Here is a 17,536-nt window from a genome sequence, read left to right on the forward strand (position 1 = left end):
CACCGGTCAGGCGCGATGCACCGGGTAAGCCGTGGTGTACTTCATCTGCTCCATGGCAAAACTGGAGGTGATGTTCGATAGGCCATCGGTACGGGTAATCAGCTTTTTGTAGAACCGGTCATACGCTGCAATATCACCCACCACCACCCGCAGCATGTAGTCCCAGTCCCCGGACATGCGGTAGCACTCCATCACTTCCTCGAACCCGGTCACCGTCGCAGCAAACTGCTCCAGCCATGCGCTGTCATGGCGCTGGGTCTTGAGCTGGACGAACACGGTAAGCCCCAACCCCAGCCGTTCGGGGTCCAGCAGGGCGACGCGGCCGAGGATGTAGCCGTCTTCCTCCAGGCGCTTGACCCGCTTCCAGCACGGTGTGGTGGACAGGTTGACGGCCTCGGCCAGGTCCTTCAGCGAGATTGAGGCATCACGCTGTAGCAGGGTAAGAATGTGCTGGTCGAAACTGTCCATATCGCGCGCTGGCCGTGCAGAAAAATATTTCACAGATTACCCCAAGGCCAGATGATTTGGGTTGTGCGATAGTTGCAGCTTTCACTCTGCCAATGGGCCTGACCATGTCCGACAAGCCGCGCAATTTCGCCACCCGTACCATTCACGCCGGCGAGCAGTTCAGCGTTGCCGATAACGCCATTTTTCCGGCCATCGTCACCGCCAGTTCGTTCACCAAGCGCAGCCTGGACGATAAACCGGAATATTCCTACAGCCGCGTCGGCAACCCCACCCGGCATGCCTACGAAACCTGTGTCGCTGCCCTGGAAGAAGGCGTGGGCGCTGTGGCCTGCGCCTCGGGGGTCAATGCCACCGCAACCGTGCTTGAGCTGCTGCCCAAGGATGCCCACGTGGTGGTGATGAACGGCGTGTACGGTGGCACGTTCCGCATCATGGAAGATTACCGCAGCCGCACCTCCGGGCTGACCACCACCTATGTCGATCTCAACGACATTGAAGCCGTAGCGGCTGCGATCACGCCGCAAACCCAGCTGATCTGGATCGAGTCGCCGACCAACCCGTTGCTGCACCTGGTCGACATCAAGGCGGTGTGCGACCTGGCCAAGGCCAAGGGCATCCTCACCTGCATCGACAACACCTTCTGCTCGCCGTGGAACCAGCGTCCGATCACCCTGGGTGTGGACCTGGTGATGCACTCGGCCAGCAAGTACATCGGTGGCCACTCCGACCTCACCGGCGGTGTGGTGGTGGCGGCCAATGATGCGTTGCTGGCGCGCCTGCGCCGTATCAGCATGGCGATAGGGGCGGTGCAGGGGCCGTTCGACTGCTACCTGGCCCTGCGCGGTCTGAAGACCCTGGATGTGCGCATGGAGCGCCAGTGTGCCAATGCCCTGCAGGTGGCGCGCTTCCTGGAAGGTCACGCGCAGGTCGAGCAGGTGTATTACCCAGGGCTGGAAAGCCACCCTCAGTATGAGCTGTGCAAACGCCAGATGCGCAGTGGCGGGGCGGTGGTGGCGATGAAAGTGAAAGGCGACCGCGCCGCGCTCAACCGCCTGGTGGAGGCGCTGCAGATCTTTGTCCTGGCCGACTCGCTGGGTGGGGTGGAAAGCATGATCAACCATTCCTGGAGCATGTCGCACTGCTCGCTGAGCCCAGAGCAGAAAGGGGTGATGGGGATCAGCGAGAACCTGTTGCGGTTGTCGGTAGGTATCGAGGATTACCGTGACCTGGTCGAGGACCTGGATGGGGCGTTGAAAGCGCTGGTTGCTGTGTAGGGCTGCCGGCCTCTTCGCGGGCTCGCCCGCTCCTGCAGGTGGTAGGAGCGGGTTTACCCGCGAATACGGAGGCGACGGCAACGGTGAACGGCCAGGGGCATTGGCCAGCAGGCCCGGCCCTTTCGCGGGTGAACCCGCTCCTACGACGGTCTGCACATCGGTGTAGGAGCGGGCTTGCCCGCGAAGAGGCCGGTGGATTCAATAAATGCCTGTCAGGATTTGGGCGGATGAATGATCCGTTCGATCTTGTCCTTGATCAGCAACCTTTCCTTGCGCAGGCGGTTGACGGCCTCGTCGTTGGTGCCGTTGCCTTCGGCGGCTACCACCTCCTTGTCCTTGGCGTTGTACTCCTTGTGCAGTTTGTGCAGGTCCTGATCCTTCTCTATGAGTGCCTGGAATGCATCAGCGGTAACGTGCAGGTCAGCGAGCAGATCGTGCGGAACTGGCATTTCTTCACCTCTGTCAGGGTTGTCGGTAAGGTCCTGACCATTGAGGATAGCTGTCTTTGCGCAGGCTTGTGACGGCGGTTCAGGCTGAATGGCAGCTGAATGGTTTTGAGATAATTGGTAAAAGACGCACCCTCACGAAATTGTTACCGACTTTTTCACAAAAAATTGATGACGTGCTTTCTAGAGTTCGCCCAACTTTCCCACAGTGCCATCTGGCCTGGGGGTGATAATCACTCTTGATTGCGAACGCTAATGCTCAACTTCAAATCCCTGCGGACTGAATGGGTCACGCTGCTGGCCAGTCTTTACCTGCTGATCGGCTTCAACATGTTCCTCTGGGAGCATCTGCAAGCGGCGGTTCCTGCCGGCCTGTCGGGGTTGTGGCTGAGTCTGGCGTTTGCTGTGCTGATGCTGTTCGCCTTCAATCTCATACTCACGTTACTTGCCTTCCGGTATGTATTGAAGCCGGTACTTATTGTGTTGTTCATCAGTGGCGCGGGCGTGGCTTACTTCATGAACCAGTACGGCGTACTTATTGACGCCGCGATGTTCCGCAATATGGCCGAGACCAATGTTGCGGAAGTGCGCGACTTGATGTCGTTCAAGTTTGTCGCGTATATCCTGCTGCTGGGCGTGCTGCCATCGGTGCTGCTGTGGAAGGCGCAGATCGCCTACCGCCCCTGGCACCGCGAGTTGCTGGGCAAGTTGGTGGTCAGTGGTGCCTGTGTGGTGACCATTGGCTCGGTCGCGTTGGTCAATTATCAAGGGCTGTCGTCGCTGTTCCGCAATCACCATGAATTGCGCCTGATGCTCACCCCCAGCAATATCGTCGGGGCCTCCATTGGTTATGTCGGCGAGCGTGTCGGTACGGCCTCGCGCCCGTTCCAGCATTATGGCGAAGATGCCAAGCGTGATGCGGCCTGGCAAAAACATGAGCGCAAGTCGCTGACCGTGCTGGTGGTCGGGGAAAGTGCCCGGGCAGACCATTTCGGCGTGCTGGGCTATGACCGCGATACCACGCCCAATCTTGCCAAGGAGCAGGGCCTGCTGGCGTTTTCCGACGTGCACTCGTGTGGTACGGAAACGGCGGTTTCGGTGCCTTGCATGTTCTCGGGCATGAAGCGCAGGGACTACGATGCCCGCGTAGCGAAGAACCGTGAAGGGCTGTTGGACATCCTGCAGCGTGCCGGTCTGGCCGTGCAGTGGCGTGACAACCAGTCGGGCTGCAAAGGCACCTGCGATCGCGTGCAGTTCATCGACGTCAGCAACCTCAAGGACACGCAGCTGTGCGCCGATGGCGAATGCCATGACCAGATCCTGCTGCAAGGCCTGGACGCGTTGATCGACAACCTCGACAAGGACACCGTGCTGGTGCTGCACCAGATGGGCAGCCACGGCCCCGAGTACTTCAAGCGCTACCCCAGTGATGGCGAGCGCTTCACACCGGTGTGCCAGAGCAACGCGTTGAACCAGTGCAGCAAGGAGCAAATCATCAACGGATACGACAACACCCTGGCCTATACCGACAAGGTGCTGGCCTCGCTGATCGATACCCTGCGCAGCAAGCAAGACAAGGTCGACACGGCGATGATCTACCTGTCCGACCACGGCGAGTCGCTGGGCGAGTACAACCTGTTCCTGCACGGCACGCCCTACGCCATCGCTCCCGAGCCGCAGAAGCACGTGCCGCTGCTGACCTGGTTCTCCGACAGCTACAAGGAGGACTTCGGCGTCGATACCGACTGCCTGGCACGGCTCAGCGATGCCCCGCTGTCCCAGGACAACCTGTTCCACTCGATGCTTGGCCTGTTGCAGGTGCATACCGAGCTCTACCAACAGTCGCTGGACATGTTCGCCAGTTGCCGGCCCTGGCTGGCGGCCAAGCGCTGAAGCCAGTCGCGTTTCATGCAAGCTTGGGCGATCCCTGTGGGAGCGGGCAAGCCCGGGCCATACACCGTGTTGCCTTCATTCGCGGGTGCGCCCGCTCCCACAGGGTGGACTGCCCCCGAAAAGCGGGACAGTTTCACCCGCAGTGCCCGCGCCGTATATACTGCGCGCCAATGTTAGTGGGAGAGCCTTGTGGCCATCGAAATTCACTGGATCCGTGACGACCAGAGCCTGGCCGAACACTGCCGCGACTGGCACCTGCTGCCCTTCGTCGCCGTCGACACCGAATTCATGCGGGTCGACACCTTCTACCCGAAAGCCGGGCTGATTCAGATCGGCGACGGCCAACGCGCCTTTCTGATCGACCCGCTGCTGATCGGCAACTGGCAACCCTTGGCCGACCTGCTGGAAGACAGCGGTGTGGTCAAGGTGCTGCACGCCTGCAGCGAAGACCTTGAAGTGCTGCTGCGCCTGACCGGCAAGCTGCCTCAGCCGCTGTTCGACACTCAGCTGGCCGCCGGTTACCTGAACCTGGGCTTCTCCATGGGCTATTCGCGGCTGGTGCAGGAAGTGCTGGGCATCGAATTGCCCAAAGGCGAAACCCGCTCCGACTGGCTGCAACGCCCGCTCTCGGAAACCCAGGTCAGCTACGCTGCCGAAGATGCCGTGCACCTGGCCGAGCTGTTCACCGTGCTGCGCCCGCGGCTGAGTGACGACAAGTATGCCTGGGTGCTGGAAGACGGCGCCGAGTTGGTGGCTGCGTTGCGCCGTGAAGTCGAGCCTGAAAGCCTGTACCGCGACGTCAAGCTGGCCTGGAAGCTGGCGCCTCAACAACTGGCAGTGCTACGTGAGCTGTGCGCCTGGCGCGAGCGCGAAGCGCGCAACCGCGATGTGCCGCGTAATCGTATCCTCAAGGAGCACTCGCTCTGGCCCATGGCCAAAAGCCAGCCGAACAACCTGTCGGCCCTGGCCAAGATCGACGAGATGCACCCACGCACCATTCGTCAGGACGGCGAGTGCCTCATCCAGCTGATCAAGCGCGCCGCCAGCCTGCCTGCCGAGCAATGGCCGGCGCCCTTGCCCGAGCCGCTGCCGATCGAGGCTGCGGGCCTTCTCAAGCAGCTGCGTGCCATCGGCCAGGCCGAAGGCGAGCGCCTGGGGATTGCGCCCGAGTTGATGCTGCGCAAGAAAGCCCTGGAGGCGCTGCTCAAGAGCGGATACCCCAATGGCCCTTATCAACTGCCCGATTCGCTGCGCGGCTGGCGCCGTGAGCGCATGGGCCAGGCCCTGCTGGACAACCTGGCAGGTGCCGGAGAAACCCGATGAAACGTATTTGCTCGATCTACAAGAGCCCACGCAAGAACGAAATGTACCTGTACGTACTCAAGGCTGACGGCCTGGAGCGCGTGCCTGAAGGCCTGCTGCCGTTCTTCGGCACCCCCGTGCACGCTTTTGACCTGGTGCTCAGCCCTGAGCGCAAGCTGGCCCGCGAGGACATCACCAAGGTGCTGGAGAACCTCGAAAGCCAAGGCTACCACCTGCAGATGCCGCCGCTGGAAGATGAGTACATCGAGCACCTGCCCGAAGAGCTGCTGCGCCGAAACGACCCCGTCTGACCATGCGTGTACTGATCGCTGAGCATGACCATGCTCGATACGCCGGGCTTTTGCGCGCCGCCGCGCCAGAAGTGGAAGTGTTGACCAGCGGCGACTCTGCCGAACTGGCCCGCCAGGCACCGCAGTGCCCGGTGTGGCTGGGCCAGCCGGACTTGCTGGCCAGTCTGCTGCGCCAAGGCCACAAGCCTGGCTGGATACAGTCGACATGGGCGGGTATCACGCCGTTGCTGGCCGACGGCCTGCCGCGTGATTACCGCCTGAGCCGCGCAGTAGGCATCTTCGGGCAGGTGATGGCCGAGTACATGCTCACCTATATGCTAGGCCATGAGCGTGAGGTGCTGTCGCGCCTGGTCAGCCAGGTCGAGCGGCGGTGGGATGACCGCCCGGGGCGCAGCCTGGAAGGGCGCAAGGTCCTCATTGTGGGTGTAGGCGACATTGGTCAGCGTGTGGCCGAGTTCCTGCAGCCGTTTGGTGTGGCGCTGTACGGCGTTGCCAGCAGCGCCCGTGAGCAGGCGCCGTTCGTCGAGGTGGCGGCGCTGGCCGACCTGCCGCGCTTGGTTGGCCAGGTCGACTACGTGCTGAACCTGCTGCCGGATACCCCGGCGACTCATGACCTGTATGACGCAGCGCTGTTCAAGTGCTTCCAGCCCTCGGCCTTGTTCATCAATGCCGGACGTGGTGTGGCGGTGGTTGATGCCGACCTGGTCGAGGCGTTGAAGGAGGGCCATCTGGCCGGTGCGGTGATCGATGTGTGCCGCCAGGAGCCGCTGCCCAAGCAACACCCGTTCTGGACCGCCTGGGGCTTGCTGCTGACCGGGCACAGCTCGGCGCCCACCTCGCCGGCGGCGATGGTGCGCTTGTTTGCGGAGAATGTGCGAGCGTATGCGGCGGGGCAGGGGTTGCGTGGCGAAGTCGATTTCGCCCGGGGCTACTGATTGCTGTGGCCTGTACCGGCCTCTTCGCGGGTAAACCCCTCCAGCACAGGGTGGTGATATCCCCGTAGGAGCGGGCTTGCCCGCGAAGAGGCCAGCACGGCCAACACAAACCTTACAGGCTGAAATCGCCTTCAGCAGCCAGCTCGCTCAGCGGCTTGCGCGGGCTTGGCACTTCACGCGCCTGCAGGGCTTCATCCAGGCTGGCCTTGTCCCCCAGCTTGCCGATCGCCACCATGGCATGCAGTGCGTAACCTTCGGGAATCTTCAGTTCCTGACGTGCCAGGTCCTGATCGAAGCCGGCCATGCCATGGGTATGCCAGCCGCTGATGCTGGCCTGCAGGGCCAGGTGCCCCCAGGCAGAGCCCGTGTCGAAGGTGTGCCACAGGGCCGGTTTTTCTTCCGTAGCGCCCGGGGCCGCGAAGGTAGTCTTCGAAATGACCAGCACCAGCGCCGACGCTTGTTGCGCCCAGCTGCGATTGAATGGCACCAGCAGGCTCAGGTAACGCTCCCAGTTCGGCGTGTCGCGGCGGGCATAAAGGAAGCGCCAAGGCTGCGAATTATAGGCCGACGGTGCCCAGCGGGCGGCCTCGAGGAAGCTCAGCAGGGTTTCTTCGCTGATCGGCTCGGCGGTGAAGGCGCGTGGCGACCAGCGGTTGATGAACTGCTCGTTGATGGCGTAATCGGCAATGCGGGGGTTGGCGCTCATGGCGGCTCCTGCAAACGGACGGGAAAAGCGCACGCTACTGCGTGCCGTCGCGACTGACAAGCGGTCTGGCTTTGCCGAAGGCCAGGCTCTAGACTGGCGCCGCCGCGCGCCGTGGCCCCCAAGATGAAGGCAGGAACCCTGTGTGATGATCGCTGAAAACGCGCCGTTCTGGCGGCGCAAGACCCTCGAAGAGCTCAGCCAGCAAGAGTGGGAGTCGCTGTGCGATGGCTGCGGCCTGTGCTGCCTGCAAAAGCTCGAGGACGAAGACGACAACAGCGTCTATTACACGCGCATCGCCTGCAAATTGCTGGACCTGGATACGTGCCAGTGCAGCGACTACCCCAACCGCTTCGCCCACGTGCCAGACTGCATCCAGCTGACCCCGGGCAAGGCCGACCAGTTCAAGTGGCTGCCGAGTACCTGCGGTTACCGTCTGGTCAGTGAGGGCAAGGACTTGCCGGCTTGGCATCACCTGGTCTGTGGCGACCGGCAACAGGTTCATGAACAGCGCATTTCCCAGTCGGGGCGTATGCTCAGTGAACACGATGTGCACGAAGACGACTGGGAAGACCACCTGATCTTTCGCGCCAGCTGACCGGCGCGGCCCGCTGCCTCGGGGAAACAAGGAGTTTCTGTATGCGTTGCCAGCTGTTGTTGCTGTTGGGCCTGATGGCCAGTTCGCCGGCCTGGGCGAAGAAGGTCGACCTCCACTACCAGGTGCGCTTGCTGCCTGCCAGCGGCCAGGCCGAGGTCCGCGTGACATTGGCCGAAGGCAGCGCCGTGCGCAGCCTGGACTTCGACTTGGGCAAGGCTGGGGCCTACAGCGGCTTCCAGGCCGATGGGCAATGGCAGCTGAAGGGGCAGCGTGGTATCTGGCAGCCAGCGGCCGGCAAGACCAGCCTCAGCTACCGTGTGCAGCTGGACCAGAAGCTGGCCAGCGGCGCCTATTCATCACGCATCACCCCGCACTGGGCGCTGTTCCTCGGCGACCAGCTGATACCCCCTGCGCGCCTCGACCAGCAGGATGGTACCGAGCTGGTGGCGCGCCTGGCTTTCGACCTGCCCGAGGGCTGGAAGAGCATCGAAACGTCCTGGCCGCGTATCGGCAAGGGGAAGTTTCGCATCGACAACGTGTCGCGCCTGTTCGATCGCCCGACCGGCTGGATGCTTGCCGGCGACCTGGGCAGCCGCCGCGCTCGCCTGGGCGAGACCGAAGTGACCGTGGCCGCGCCGGTGGGGCAGGGTATGCGGCGCATGGACAGCCTGACCTTGCTCACATTCGTCTGGCCACAACTACAAGCTGTGTTCCCGCGTAACCCGCCCAAGCTGCTGTTGGTCGGGGCGCGTGACGGCATGTGGCGAGGGGCTATGGCTGCGCAGGGCTCGTTGTACCTGAACAGTGCCCGGCCCATGGTCAGCGAAAACGGCAATAGCCCGTTGCTGCGCGAATTGGTGCAACTGTTCGCGCAGATTCACGGGCGTGACGGCAGTGACTGGCTGGTAGAGAGCCTGACCGATTATTACGCCAACGAGTTGCTACGCCGCTCGGGCGGGATGAGTGATGACCGTTACCAGGTCTGGCAGGCGCGTCTGAGCAAGCAGGGCGCCAAGGTCAACCGGCTCAAGGGTGAACGCGCAAGCCCGGCCCAGGTGGCCCGCGGCGTGATGCTGTTGCAGGCGCTGGACAAGGAAATCCGCATTCACACCCAGGCCAAACGTTCGTTGGACGATGTGGTGCGGGGGCTGATGCGCCTGCCCAGCGTCAGTACCGAAGACTTTGTGCAGATCAGCGAGAACGTGCTGGGGCGGCGTTCCGATGTGCTGCAGAGCAAGGTGCTGCACTAGGCATCCCTGCGCCTGACAATCGGCAGGACGGCATCGTCTGCAAGTCGCATTTCAAGCGTATCAAGTCGTACCTGGAATACACCGTCGAGCAGAAACTCAGCATTGTTCACGGGGCGAAACCGAGGTTGGGGAGCGTGCAGCCAACCATCGTCGGCAGCGTTGATCGCGACAACCCATGGTTTGTCGAGGCAATGTTCGGCCCGGTTTCGGTGCTGTTCTGACGGAGCTCAGCACTCGGTCGCCCTGTGTTGGCAGGTCTGTCCTGCCGCCGCAGTGGCGGCCTTTTTATTTGAACTTGGGCCCCGAGCGGGTATTCAGCCCCTTGGCCAAGCGGTCGTACAGCACCACATTCACCGTTGCCGCCAGGTTCATGCAGCCCTCGGTCGGGATGTAGATAGTCTCTTCACACCATCCCCGCACCTCTTCGCTCAACGAGCCATCCTCTGGCCCGAAGATGTAAATGGCCCGGTCCGGATGGGTGTAATCCGGCAATGGCCGCGCACCCTCCACCAGTTCTACCGCCACTGGCGTGCAGCCCAGCGGGATAATGCGCTGCAGGTCGTCGATGCCGATCAGCGGGATGTCGTAGTGCACGCGCTTGGTGTCAGTGACGAAGTCACGTGCGCGTTCATAGCGTTTGCCTGTGTAGAACACCGAATTGACGCCATAGCAGCCCGCTGCGCGCATCACAGAGCCGACGTTTTCTGCCGATTTGGGGTTGAACAGGCCGATGCAGCTGTATCGTTTGTTTGCCACGTACCGGGGCCCTTCGCGAAAAAAGCGCGATTATACGGGCTGCCCGGTAGCAGCGGGGGGCGAATCGATGGTCAGTCTTTCTTCAGCATGCCCGCCAGCCCGGCAAACGGGTTGTGCGTAGCCTTGGCAATGCTCGGGGTGCTGGTGGAGCCTTCGCTGAAGTACTGCTGGTCGGTGTAGCGCGAGTGCTCGTTGTCGTGGCAGTACAGGCACAGCAGCTCCCAGTTGGAGCCGTCCTGAGGATTGTTGTCGTGGTTGTGGTCACGGTGATGCACGGTCAGCTCGCTCAGGCGCTTGCCGGCGAACTCGCGGGCGCAGCGGCCGCACACGTGCGGGTACATTCTCAGGGCCTTGTCGCGGTAGCCCATTTCCTTGTCGCGCTTGGCATCGGCCAGGATGCGGTCGAGGCGCGCGGTGGCGGCGGCAGAAGAGGTGGAGCTCATGGTGTTTCCTTTGTTCTGATCAGGCAAGTGACGGTTATGCCATTGAGTCTAGCGCGCTTGCAGGTCAGGCGGACAGGCGAAAGCGTTGAATTAGGCGTAGCCTGTAGAAAGGTTCCCGACAGGAGGTTGCTGATGTTTCACGCGATCCTCGCCGCGCTGTTGATGGCTGGCCTGCCCTTGGCAGAAGCTGCCAGTACGCCACCCAGGCTCACGCCGCCAGTACCCGGCGCGCCCGGTACGCCGACGCCTACGCCATACCCGCAGATTACCCCGAGTACGCCGCCCAAGGCTTATGACAGCCAGCCGGGGGCGCCCTTGTTGCCGCCGATGCCAGTGCCCGGCCCGCCGAAGGATCAGCCATTGCCCGGGTTGCGACAGGACCCGCCAAAGCCGGTTGTGGAGGATGATTGACGGGCGGGAGCTGAGGGCGTCTGGGGCTGCTTTGCAGCCCATCGCGACACAAGGCCGCTCCCACACGGATCGCGCCAGCTTTTGGAAATTGAGCAAGACAGTTGCTCCCACAGGTTGGACTGGATTCCGCGCTGTGGACTGCACCTCAGAAGATGGACAGATGTCCAACATCTGGGGTGCAGTCCACTGTCCTGTGGGAGCGGCCTTGTGTCGCGAAAGGGGCGCAACGCGCCCCCCGCTCTCTCAAAGGATACCCAGCTCGCCAAACACGAACGCATACTCCAGGGCCACATCCTTCAACCCTTGGTACCGCCCGCTCATCCCGCCATGCCCAGCCCCCATCTCGGTCTTGAGCAGCAGCAGGTTGCTGTCGGTCTTGAGTGTGCGCAACTTCGCCACCCATTTGGCCGCCTCCCAATACTGCACGCGGCTGTCGTTGTAGCCCGCCACCACCAGCATCGCCGGGTAGGCCTGCGCTTTCAGGTTCTCGTACGGCGCATAAGCCTTGATCCGTTCATACACCTCCGGCTCCTCAGGGTTGCCCCATTCATCGTACTCGGTCACGGTCAGCGGCAGCTCCGGGTCGAGCATGGTGTTGAGCACGTCGACGAAGGGCACTTCGGCAATGGCGCAGCGGAACAGCTCAGGGCGCAGGTTGAGCACCGCGCCGATCAGCAGGCCGCCAGCGCTGCCACCACTGATGGCCAGGCGCTCGGCGGCCGTCACGCCCTGGCTGATCAGGTGCTCGGCGCAGGCGATGAAGTCGCTGAACGTGTTGTGCTTGTACTCCTGCTTGCCGGCACGGTACCAGGCTTCCCCCAGTTCACCACCACCTCGCACATGGGCGATGGCAAAGGCCACGCCGCGCTCCAGCAGGCTCAGGCGCGCATGTGAGAACCAGGGGTCGAGGCTTTCGCCATAGGCACCATAGCCGTACAGGTACAGTGGCACGGTCTTGCCCAGGTCCTGGCGGCGGCGTACCAGGCTGATCGGCACCTGGGTGCCGTCCGCTGCGGTTGCCCACAGGCGCTCACTGACATAGTCATCGGCATCGAATGCACCGAGCACCGGGGTTTGCTTGAGCACCACCTGGGCGCCCGTGGACAACGCCAGCTGGCGCACCTGGGCCGGGCGGTTGAGTGCTTCGTAGCGCAAGCGTATGCGAGTGCTGGCAAATTCCAGGCTGTCCTGCACGTACAGGCTGTAGGCGGCGTCTGGCAGTTCGACGCGGTAGGCCGGCAGGCCCTGTGGGCGTACTTCGATGATCGGCAGGCCGCCTTCGCGCAGGCTCAGGGTGAGGGCACCGGCGTTCAGGCTGAGGCCTTCGAGCATGACCGCGTCGCGGTGCGCCACCAGCACCTGCCACTGTTCGCGGCTTGGCACTGGTGCGACTGGCGCGTGGTACAGGGCGAAGTTGATGCCATCCTGGTTGGTGCGGATGAACCAGCGCCACTGGCCGTCGAGTTGGCCGTGGTCGGGGAAGTATTCGTGGCCTTCGACGCGCGGCGCCAGGCAGGTGAACGGCGCCTGCGGGGTTTCGGCGTCCAGCACCCAGGCCTCGCTGGTGGTCTTGCTGTTCAGCAGCAGCACCAGCTGGCGCTCGGAGCTGGTGCGGTAGCAGTGCAGGAAGAAACGCCCGTCTGGCTCTTCGAACACGGTGTGCGCGGCGTCGGTGCCCAAGGTGTGGCGACGCAGGCGCCATGGGCGGTGGGTGTCGTCCAGCTCAGCGAAGAATAGCGTCTGGCTGTCGTTGGCCCAGGTCAGGCTACCGTCGCAGTTGTCGAAGGGCAGGGCAGTGACACGGCCACTGGCCAGGTCTTTGACGTACAGGGTATAGATTTCGTCGCCGCTGGTGTCGAGGCTGTAGGCCAGCAGACGGTGGTCGGGGCTGATGTTGAACGCGCCGAGGGAGAGGAAACCGCCGTTGGCCAGGACGTTGGGGTCGAGCAGCAGTTGCTCCTGGCTTTCATCGACGGTGTTCGAGTCGTCGGTCGGGCGTGGGCAGCGGTAGTGACGCGGGTATTCGTCGCCGGCGGTGGTGCGGGTGTAGTACAGGTAGGGGCCCCAGGGCGCCGGCAACGAGAGGTCGGTCTCCAGGATGCGGCCTTTGATCTCTTCGAACAGTTGCTCACGCAACGGTGCCTGGTCGGCCAGGCAGGCTTCCTGGTAGGCGTTTTCAGCGTGCAGGTAAGCGAGTACCTCGGGGGTATCGCGCTGTTGCAACCAGGCATACGGGTCGGTGGCCTGGTCGGCTTGGGCAATCGGGGGTTGGGGCTTGGCTGGCATTGAAGATCTCTTGATTGGGGTTGCCTGTGCCGGCCTCTTCGCGGGTAAACCCGCTCCTACAGGGATCGCACCGAGGTCGGAGCGGGTTTACCCGCGAAGAGGCCGGCACAGGCAAACACTGTCTGCGCCCGGAAAAGTGTTTATCATAGGCATCTCTTTGCCTGGCTTGCACGAACACCATGACCGAGAACGACTACACCTTCGCCTGGGGCTTGTACGCAGTAGCCGCCTTAGGGTGCCTGCTGGTGGGCTTCAAGCTCACCGGCTGGATGTGGCGCTGGCTGCGCGAACCGCTACGGGTGGTGCTGGCGGTGCTGCTGCTGACCCCGACCATCGTCGACCCGGTCAAGGACAGCTTCGCCCCTGCAATCGCCATCACTGCGCTGGATGTCGCTTTCAAGGTCGGTAACAACGCCTGGCGCGCTGTGTCCGACTTCGCCATGTATGGCATGATCGCCTTCGGCCTGTACTTCCTCTTCGTGCTGCTGCGCTGGCCGCTGGAAAAGCGCGCGCACGCACGCCGTGAGCAGGCCGAAGCCGCCGCCAGGCGTCAGCGGGCCGAGGATGACCAGCTCGGCACCCAGGCGCCGCTGGCTGCCGAGCGCAGCGACCGTTACCGTGACGACTTGCCGCCAGCCGCTACGCGTGGCGCAGGCCGGGTCGAGCCTCGTCTGTAAACGGAGACACGCCTATGTGCGAACTGCTGGGCATGAGTGCCAACGTCCCTACCGACATTGTTTTCAGCTTCACCGGCCTGATGCAGCGGGGCGGGCGTACCGGCCCGCACCGTGACGGCTGGGGGATAGGCTTTTACGAAGGCCGCGGCCTGCGCCTGTTCCAGGACCCGGCCGCGAGCAGCGAGTCGGAAGTGGCCAACCTCGTGCAGCGCTACCCGATCAAAAGTGAAGTGGTGATCGGTCATATCCGTCAGGCCAACGTCGGCAGGGTGTGCCTGTCCAACACCCACCCGTTCGTACGGGAAATGTGGGGCCGCAACTGGTGCTTCGCGCACAACGGCCAGCTGGGTGACTTCAAGGGCCTGGCCAGTTTCTACCGGCCAGTGGGCGACACCGACAGCGAAGCGGCCTTCTGCGACCTGCTCAACCGCATCCGCAGCGCTTTCCCCGAACCGGTGCCGGTGGAGCAGCTGCTGCCAGTGTTGGTCGAAGCCTGTGCCGGCTACCGTGGTCAGGGCGTGTTCAACTGCATGCTCAGCGACGGCGACTGGTTGTTCTGCTTTTGCTCGACCAAGCTGGTGCACATTACCCGCCGTGCGCCATTTGGTGCCGCACGGTTGAAGGATGTCGACCTGATCGTCGATTTTCATACCGAAACCACCCCCAACGACGTGGTCACGGTGATTGCCACCGAGGCCCTGACCGAGAACGAGACCTGGCACCGCTACGCGCCGGGTCAGTGGGCCCTGTGGCGGCACGGCGAGTGCGTGGCGCACGGCCAGAGCTAAGGACGCTGCATGTTCAGAAGTTACCTGCGATTGCTGTTGTTCACCTTCGGCCTGCTGGCCGGTATCCAGGTCCCGGGGCTGGTCAAGGACTATAGCCAGCGGGTCGAGGCGCACCTGTTCGAATCGCGCGAGGCACTCGATGGGTTCCGGCAAACGGCCGAGCGCTTTTTCAAGGGCGACTTGCAGGCACTGCTGCAGCACTACCGCAGCAGCGACGACCCGGTATTCAACAGTGATGCCAACAGCATCGAAAGCCTGATGATCCGCAACGAACTGCTGGAAAACGAATGGCAGGTGCTGCAAGGGTCATGGGCTGAGCGTACCTGGCATGTGCTGGTACAGGCCGACCCGCAGTTGCGTGAAGAAACCCTCAATGGCTACAGCTACCAGATTCTGCTGGTGCCCGAGGCGATTGGCTGGGGTGTGGGTGCCGGTTTTGTGCTGGCCTTTGTGGTCGAAAGCCTGTTGCTGGGGATTGGCTGGCTGATCCTGGGCGGGCGGCGCAGGGTAGTGAAAGAGAGCTGGCGCTAAGTTCTGCTGTACCTGTACCGGCCCTTTCGCGGGCAAGCCCGCTCCCACAGGATCATCACAGGCCTGGCGGGCCAGGTTGTACCTGTGGGAGCGGGCGAGCCCGCGAAAGGGCCGGTACAGGCAGAGACTGTTGTTCAGACCAGTACGATCCGCTGCCCCCCCACATCCCGGGCATACCGCTCCAACACCTGCCGGCAAACCCCAACCACCTCATCGACCAACGCCACCCCGGTCTGCCACGCCACCACCAGCTCAAGGCTCGGCGGCGGCTGCAACCCTTCCAGCAGCACCAGCTCGCCCCGGCCCAACTCGGCATCCACCAGCGCCGGCGGTAGCGCGCCAATGCCAAAACCGTCGCGCAACAGCCGGGTAATCGCCGCCACCGAGTTCACACAATTCAACCGAGGCGCCTCTGCCCCCGCAGCCTGCAGCAAGCTCAGCACCTCTTGGTGCGGCCGTGAATTCTTCGAGAAGGTGATGATGCGCTCGCGCCCAAGTTCGGCCAGCGACGCATAGTCCCGGTGCTGGTGGGCGCCTGCGGCCACCACCCAGCCCATTGGGTAGCGCGCCAGGTCGAGGCTGCGGATCGATTGCTCGCGCAGCAAGTCGGTCTGCAAGATCACGTCAAGAAAGCCCTTCTGCAGCTGCTCGCGCAAGTTCAGCGCGGTGTCGGCCACCAGTTCGATTTCCACCTGCGGGTAGCGCTCGGTCAGCTCCGCCACCAGTGCGCTCATCCAGGTGTGGATCACCGTGTCCATTACCCCGATGCGAATGCGCCCGACCTTGGCCCGGTCGCTGTCCAGCGACTGCTTCATGGCCTTGGCGGTTTCCAGCATGCGTTCGGCGTATTCCAGTACCTTGCCGCCCTCCGGGGTCAGGCTGACGCCGCGGGAGTCGCGCAGCAGCAGCTTCACGCCCAGGTCAGCCTCCAGTGCGGCAATACGGCTGGATACCGAAGCCTGGGTGGTGAACAGCTTTTCTGCCGTCAGGCGGAAGCTCTTGAGCCGGGCGACCCAGACGAAGGTTTCGAGGAAGCGAAGGTTCATGATCAGTTTTTCTTGTTCCAGACCGGCGGTTTTTTTCGTTGGACGCAGGCGAGGCGGCCTCTGAACAATGACGCCCAGGCCGCGACGCTTCATGTCGCCCATAAAACAATACCAACAAGCCGAGGCATCCATGAACCCCACCGGCGTGCAGCAGCAGGTCAGTACCCTCCCTTCGTCCGGGCCTTTCGCCTGGTACCGTGACATCGACAAACAGCAACGACGTACCTTCTGGAGCTGCAAGATTGGCTATGGCCTGGACGGCATGGACACACAGATGCTCAGTTTCGTCATCCCTACGCTGATCATGCTGTGGGGTATCACCACCACCGAAGCCGGTTTGATCCACACCAGCACGCTGATCGCCTCGGCTGTAGGAGGCTGGGTGGCCGGTATCCTCTCCGACCGCATCGGCCGGGTGCGTACCCTGCAACTGACGGTGTTGTGGTTCGCCTTCTTCACCTTCCTGTGCGGCTTCGCTCAGAACTACGAGCAATTGCTGATTGCCCGAACCCTGATGGGCTTTGGCTTCGGTGGCGAGTGGACCGCCGGCGCGGTGTTGATCGGCGAGGTGATCCGCGCCCAGGACCGCGGCAAGGCGGTGGGCATGGTGCAGTCCGGCTGGGCAATCGGCTGGGGCCTCACAGCCATCCTCTATGCGCTGCTGTTCTCTTGGCTGCCGGCAGAGCAGGCCTGGCGTGCGTTGTTCCTGCTGGGGCTGGTACCGGCAATCTTCGTTATCTTCGTTCGCCGCCTGGTCAAGGACCCTGAGGTCTATCGTAAGGCCAAGGCAGTGGAAAACGCCGAGGCACCCTCGCGCTTCTACGAAATCTTCGCGCCGGGGATGCTCTGGACCACCGTGCGGGCATCCCTGCTGACCACCGGCGCGCTCGGCGGTTACTACGCCATCACCTCGTGGCTGCCAACCTTCCTGAAGAACGAACGCGGCCTGAGTGTGCTGGGCACGGGGGGCTATCTGGCCATGGTGATCGTCGGCTCGTACATGGGTTATGTGGTCAGTGCTTATCTGTCCGATCTGCTGGGGCGCAAGAAGAACTTCATCCTGTTCGCCGTGGGCTCTTTCGTCATTGTGCTGTTGTACACGCAGATGCCGGTCAGCGATGGCGTGATGCTGTGGCTGGGCCTCCCGTTGGGCTTCTTCGCCTCGGGTATCTTCAGCGGCATGGGGGCGTTTCTGACCGAACTGTTCCCCACGCGCATTCGGGGTTCGGGGCAGGGCTTCTGTTACAACATCGGCAAGGTCATTGCCGCGCTGTTTCCGTTGATGATCGGCATGCTCGGCCAGAATGTTCCGCTGGGCCTGGGTATCGGCGTGTTTTCTGCGGTGTCCTACGGCATTGTGATCGTGGCGGCCTTGAGCTTGCCTGAAACCCGCGGCAAACAGCTGCAGGCGCGGTAAG

At 62.9% G+C, this 17,536-nt stretch carries 20 protein-coding genes; 13 read left to right on the top strand and 7 right to left on the bottom strand.

Going from position 1 to position 17,536, the window contains the following annotated elements; genetic code table 11:
* Positions 1–6: 6 nt before the first annotated feature.
* Positions 7–468 carry an Lrp/AsnC family transcriptional regulator gene (locus REH59_RS06730; protein WP_003254691.1) on the bottom strand — a complete coding sequence of 154 codons (462 nt, stop codon included), beginning with the start codon at positions 466–468 and terminating at the stop codon, positions 7–9.
* A gap of 92 nt (positions 469–560) precedes the next feature.
* On the opposite strand from REH59_RS06730, the gene REH59_RS06735 reads away from it, so the two are divergent.
* Positions 561–1,742: a trans-sulfuration enzyme family protein gene (locus REH59_RS06735; protein ID WP_128573712.1), complete on the top strand. Its 1,182-nt coding sequence runs from the start codon at positions 561–563 to the stop codon at positions 1,740–1,742.
* A gap of 212 nt (positions 1,743–1,954) precedes the next feature.
* Here REH59_RS06735 and REH59_RS06740 read toward each other — a convergent pair whose 3' ends face one another.
* Positions 1,955–2,191, bottom strand: a complete 237-nt coding sequence (locus REH59_RS06740) for a YdcH family protein (protein WP_003254689.1) — start codon at positions 2,189–2,191, stop codon at positions 1,955–1,957.
* 252 nt (positions 2,192–2,443) lie between these two features.
* Here REH59_RS06740 and REH59_RS06745 point away from each other — a divergent pair, with 252 nt between their 5' ends.
* The 4 genes from REH59_RS06745 to REH59_RS06760 all read left to right on the top strand — a co-directional run bounded on the left by REH59_RS06745 (position 2,444) and on the right by REH59_RS06760 (position 6,629).
* Positions 2,444–4,081, top strand: coding sequence for a phosphoethanolamine transferase (locus tag REH59_RS06745; protein WP_014860693.1), 1,638 nt, complete (start codon positions 2,444–2,446; stop codon positions 4,079–4,081).
* 189 nt (positions 4,082–4,270) lie between these two features.
* Positions 4,271–5,404 carry a ribonuclease D gene (rnd, locus tag REH59_RS06750; RefSeq protein ID WP_004575887.1) on the top strand — a complete coding sequence of 378 codons (1,134 nt, stop codon included), beginning with the start codon at positions 4,271–4,273 and terminating at the stop codon, positions 5,402–5,404.
* Positions 5,401–5,694 (top strand): YcgL domain-containing protein, encoded by a 294-nt coding sequence (locus tag REH59_RS06755; protein WP_003254683.1) that lies wholly within the window; start codon positions 5,401–5,403, stop codon positions 5,692–5,694. Before rnd ends, REH59_RS06755 begins: the two co-directional genes overlap by 4 nt.
* Before the next feature lie 2 nt (positions 5,695–5,696).
* Positions 5,697–6,629: a D-2-hydroxyacid dehydrogenase gene (locus REH59_RS06760; protein WP_004575888.1), complete on the top strand. Its 933-nt coding sequence runs from the start codon at positions 5,697–5,699 to the stop codon at positions 6,627–6,629.
* 112 nt (positions 6,630–6,741) lie between these two features.
* On the opposite strand, the gene REH59_RS06765 is transcribed toward REH59_RS06760, so the two are convergent.
* A complete protein-coding gene (locus tag REH59_RS06765; protein ID WP_003254681.1) occupies positions 6,742–7,335 on the bottom strand; it encodes a nitroreductase family protein in 594 nt (197 codons plus the stop codon).
* Positions 7,336–7,480: 145 nt separating this feature from the next.
* Here REH59_RS06765 and REH59_RS06770 point away from each other — a divergent pair, with 145 nt between their 5' ends.
* The 3 genes from REH59_RS06770 to REH59_RS06780 all read left to right on the top strand — a co-directional run bounded on the left by REH59_RS06770 (position 7,481) and on the right by REH59_RS06780 (position 9,401).
* A complete protein-coding gene (locus REH59_RS06770; RefSeq protein ID WP_003254680.1) occupies positions 7,481–7,930 on the top strand; it encodes a YcgN family cysteine cluster protein in 450 nt (149 codons plus the stop codon).
* Between the two features lie 41 nt (positions 7,931–7,971).
* The gene (locus REH59_RS06775; protein WP_003254679.1) at positions 7,972–9,180 is read left to right on the top strand and encodes a hypothetical protein; all 1,209 of its coding nucleotides are present in this window, start codon (positions 7,972–7,974) and stop codon (positions 9,178–9,180) included.
* A gap of 71 nt (positions 9,181–9,251) precedes the next feature.
* On the top strand, positions 9,252–9,401 hold the full coding sequence (locus tag REH59_RS06780) for a hypothetical protein (protein WP_240459590.1): 150 nt from the start codon (positions 9,252–9,254) through the stop codon (positions 9,399–9,401).
* A 64-nt stretch (positions 9,402–9,465) separates the two neighbouring features.
* Here REH59_RS06780 and REH59_RS06785 read toward each other — a convergent pair whose 3' ends face one another.
* Both REH59_RS06785 and REH59_RS06790 read right to left on the bottom strand, forming a co-directional pair.
* On the bottom strand, positions 9,466–9,936 hold the full coding sequence (locus REH59_RS06785; protein ID WP_003254677.1) for an RNA methyltransferase: 471 nt from the start codon (positions 9,934–9,936) through the stop codon (positions 9,466–9,468).
* Between the two features lie 71 nt (positions 9,937–10,007).
* Complete coding sequence (locus REH59_RS06790) at positions 10,008–10,379, bottom strand: YajD family HNH nuclease (RefSeq protein ID WP_003254676.1); 372 nt, start codon at positions 10,377–10,379, stop codon at positions 10,008–10,010.
* Positions 10,380–10,511: 132 nt separating this feature from the next.
* Here REH59_RS06790 and REH59_RS06795 point away from each other — a divergent pair, with 132 nt between their 5' ends.
* Positions 10,512–10,790: a hypothetical protein gene (locus tag REH59_RS06795; RefSeq protein ID WP_003254675.1), complete on the top strand. Its 279-nt coding sequence runs from the start codon at positions 10,512–10,514 to the stop codon at positions 10,788–10,790.
* A gap of 243 nt (positions 10,791–11,033) precedes the next feature.
* Here REH59_RS06795 and REH59_RS06800 read toward each other — a convergent pair whose 3' ends face one another.
* The gene (locus REH59_RS06800; protein WP_014860691.1) at positions 11,034–13,076 is read right to left on the bottom strand and encodes a S9 family peptidase; all 2,043 of its coding nucleotides are present in this window, start codon (positions 13,074–13,076) and stop codon (positions 11,034–11,036) included.
* 179 nt (positions 13,077–13,255) lie between these two features.
* Here REH59_RS06800 and REH59_RS06805 point away from each other — a divergent pair, with 179 nt between their 5' ends.
* From REH59_RS06805 to REH59_RS06815, 3 genes are read left to right on the top strand one after another with little or no spacing between them, the layout of a single operon-like run.
* Positions 13,256–13,753, top strand: coding sequence for a hypothetical protein (locus REH59_RS06805; protein ID WP_003254673.1), 498 nt, complete (start codon positions 13,256–13,258; stop codon positions 13,751–13,753).
* A gap of 14 nt (positions 13,754–13,767) precedes the next feature.
* Positions 13,768–14,541 carry a class II glutamine amidotransferase gene (locus tag REH59_RS06810; protein ID WP_003254671.1) on the top strand — a complete coding sequence of 258 codons (774 nt, stop codon included), beginning with the start codon at positions 13,768–13,770 and terminating at the stop codon, positions 14,539–14,541.
* A 9-nt stretch (positions 14,542–14,550) separates the two neighbouring features.
* Positions 14,551–15,072 carry a DUF2937 family protein gene (locus REH59_RS06815; protein WP_003254669.1) on the top strand — a complete coding sequence of 174 codons (522 nt, stop codon included), beginning with the start codon at positions 14,551–14,553 and terminating at the stop codon, positions 15,070–15,072.
* Positions 15,073–15,206: 134 nt separating this feature from the next.
* On the opposite strand, the gene REH59_RS06820 is transcribed toward REH59_RS06815, so the two are convergent.
* Positions 15,207–16,118, bottom strand: coding sequence for a LysR family transcriptional regulator (locus REH59_RS06820; RefSeq protein WP_003254668.1), 912 nt, complete (start codon positions 16,116–16,118; stop codon positions 15,207–15,209).
* A 130-nt stretch (positions 16,119–16,248) separates the two neighbouring features.
* Between REH59_RS06820 and REH59_RS06825 the strand changes: the two genes are divergently transcribed.
* Positions 16,249–17,535: an MFS transporter gene (locus tag REH59_RS06825; protein WP_010955247.1), complete on the top strand. Its 1,287-nt coding sequence runs from the start codon at positions 16,249–16,251 to the stop codon at positions 17,533–17,535.
* The last annotated feature ends 1 nt before the right edge of the window (position 17,536 follow it).

The sequence above is a fragment of the Pseudomonas sp. BO3-4 genome (assembly GCF_034044115.1).
GTDB classification, from domain to species: domain Bacteria; phylum Pseudomonadota; class Gammaproteobacteria; order Pseudomonadales; family Pseudomonadaceae; genus Aquipseudomonas; species Aquipseudomonas alloputida.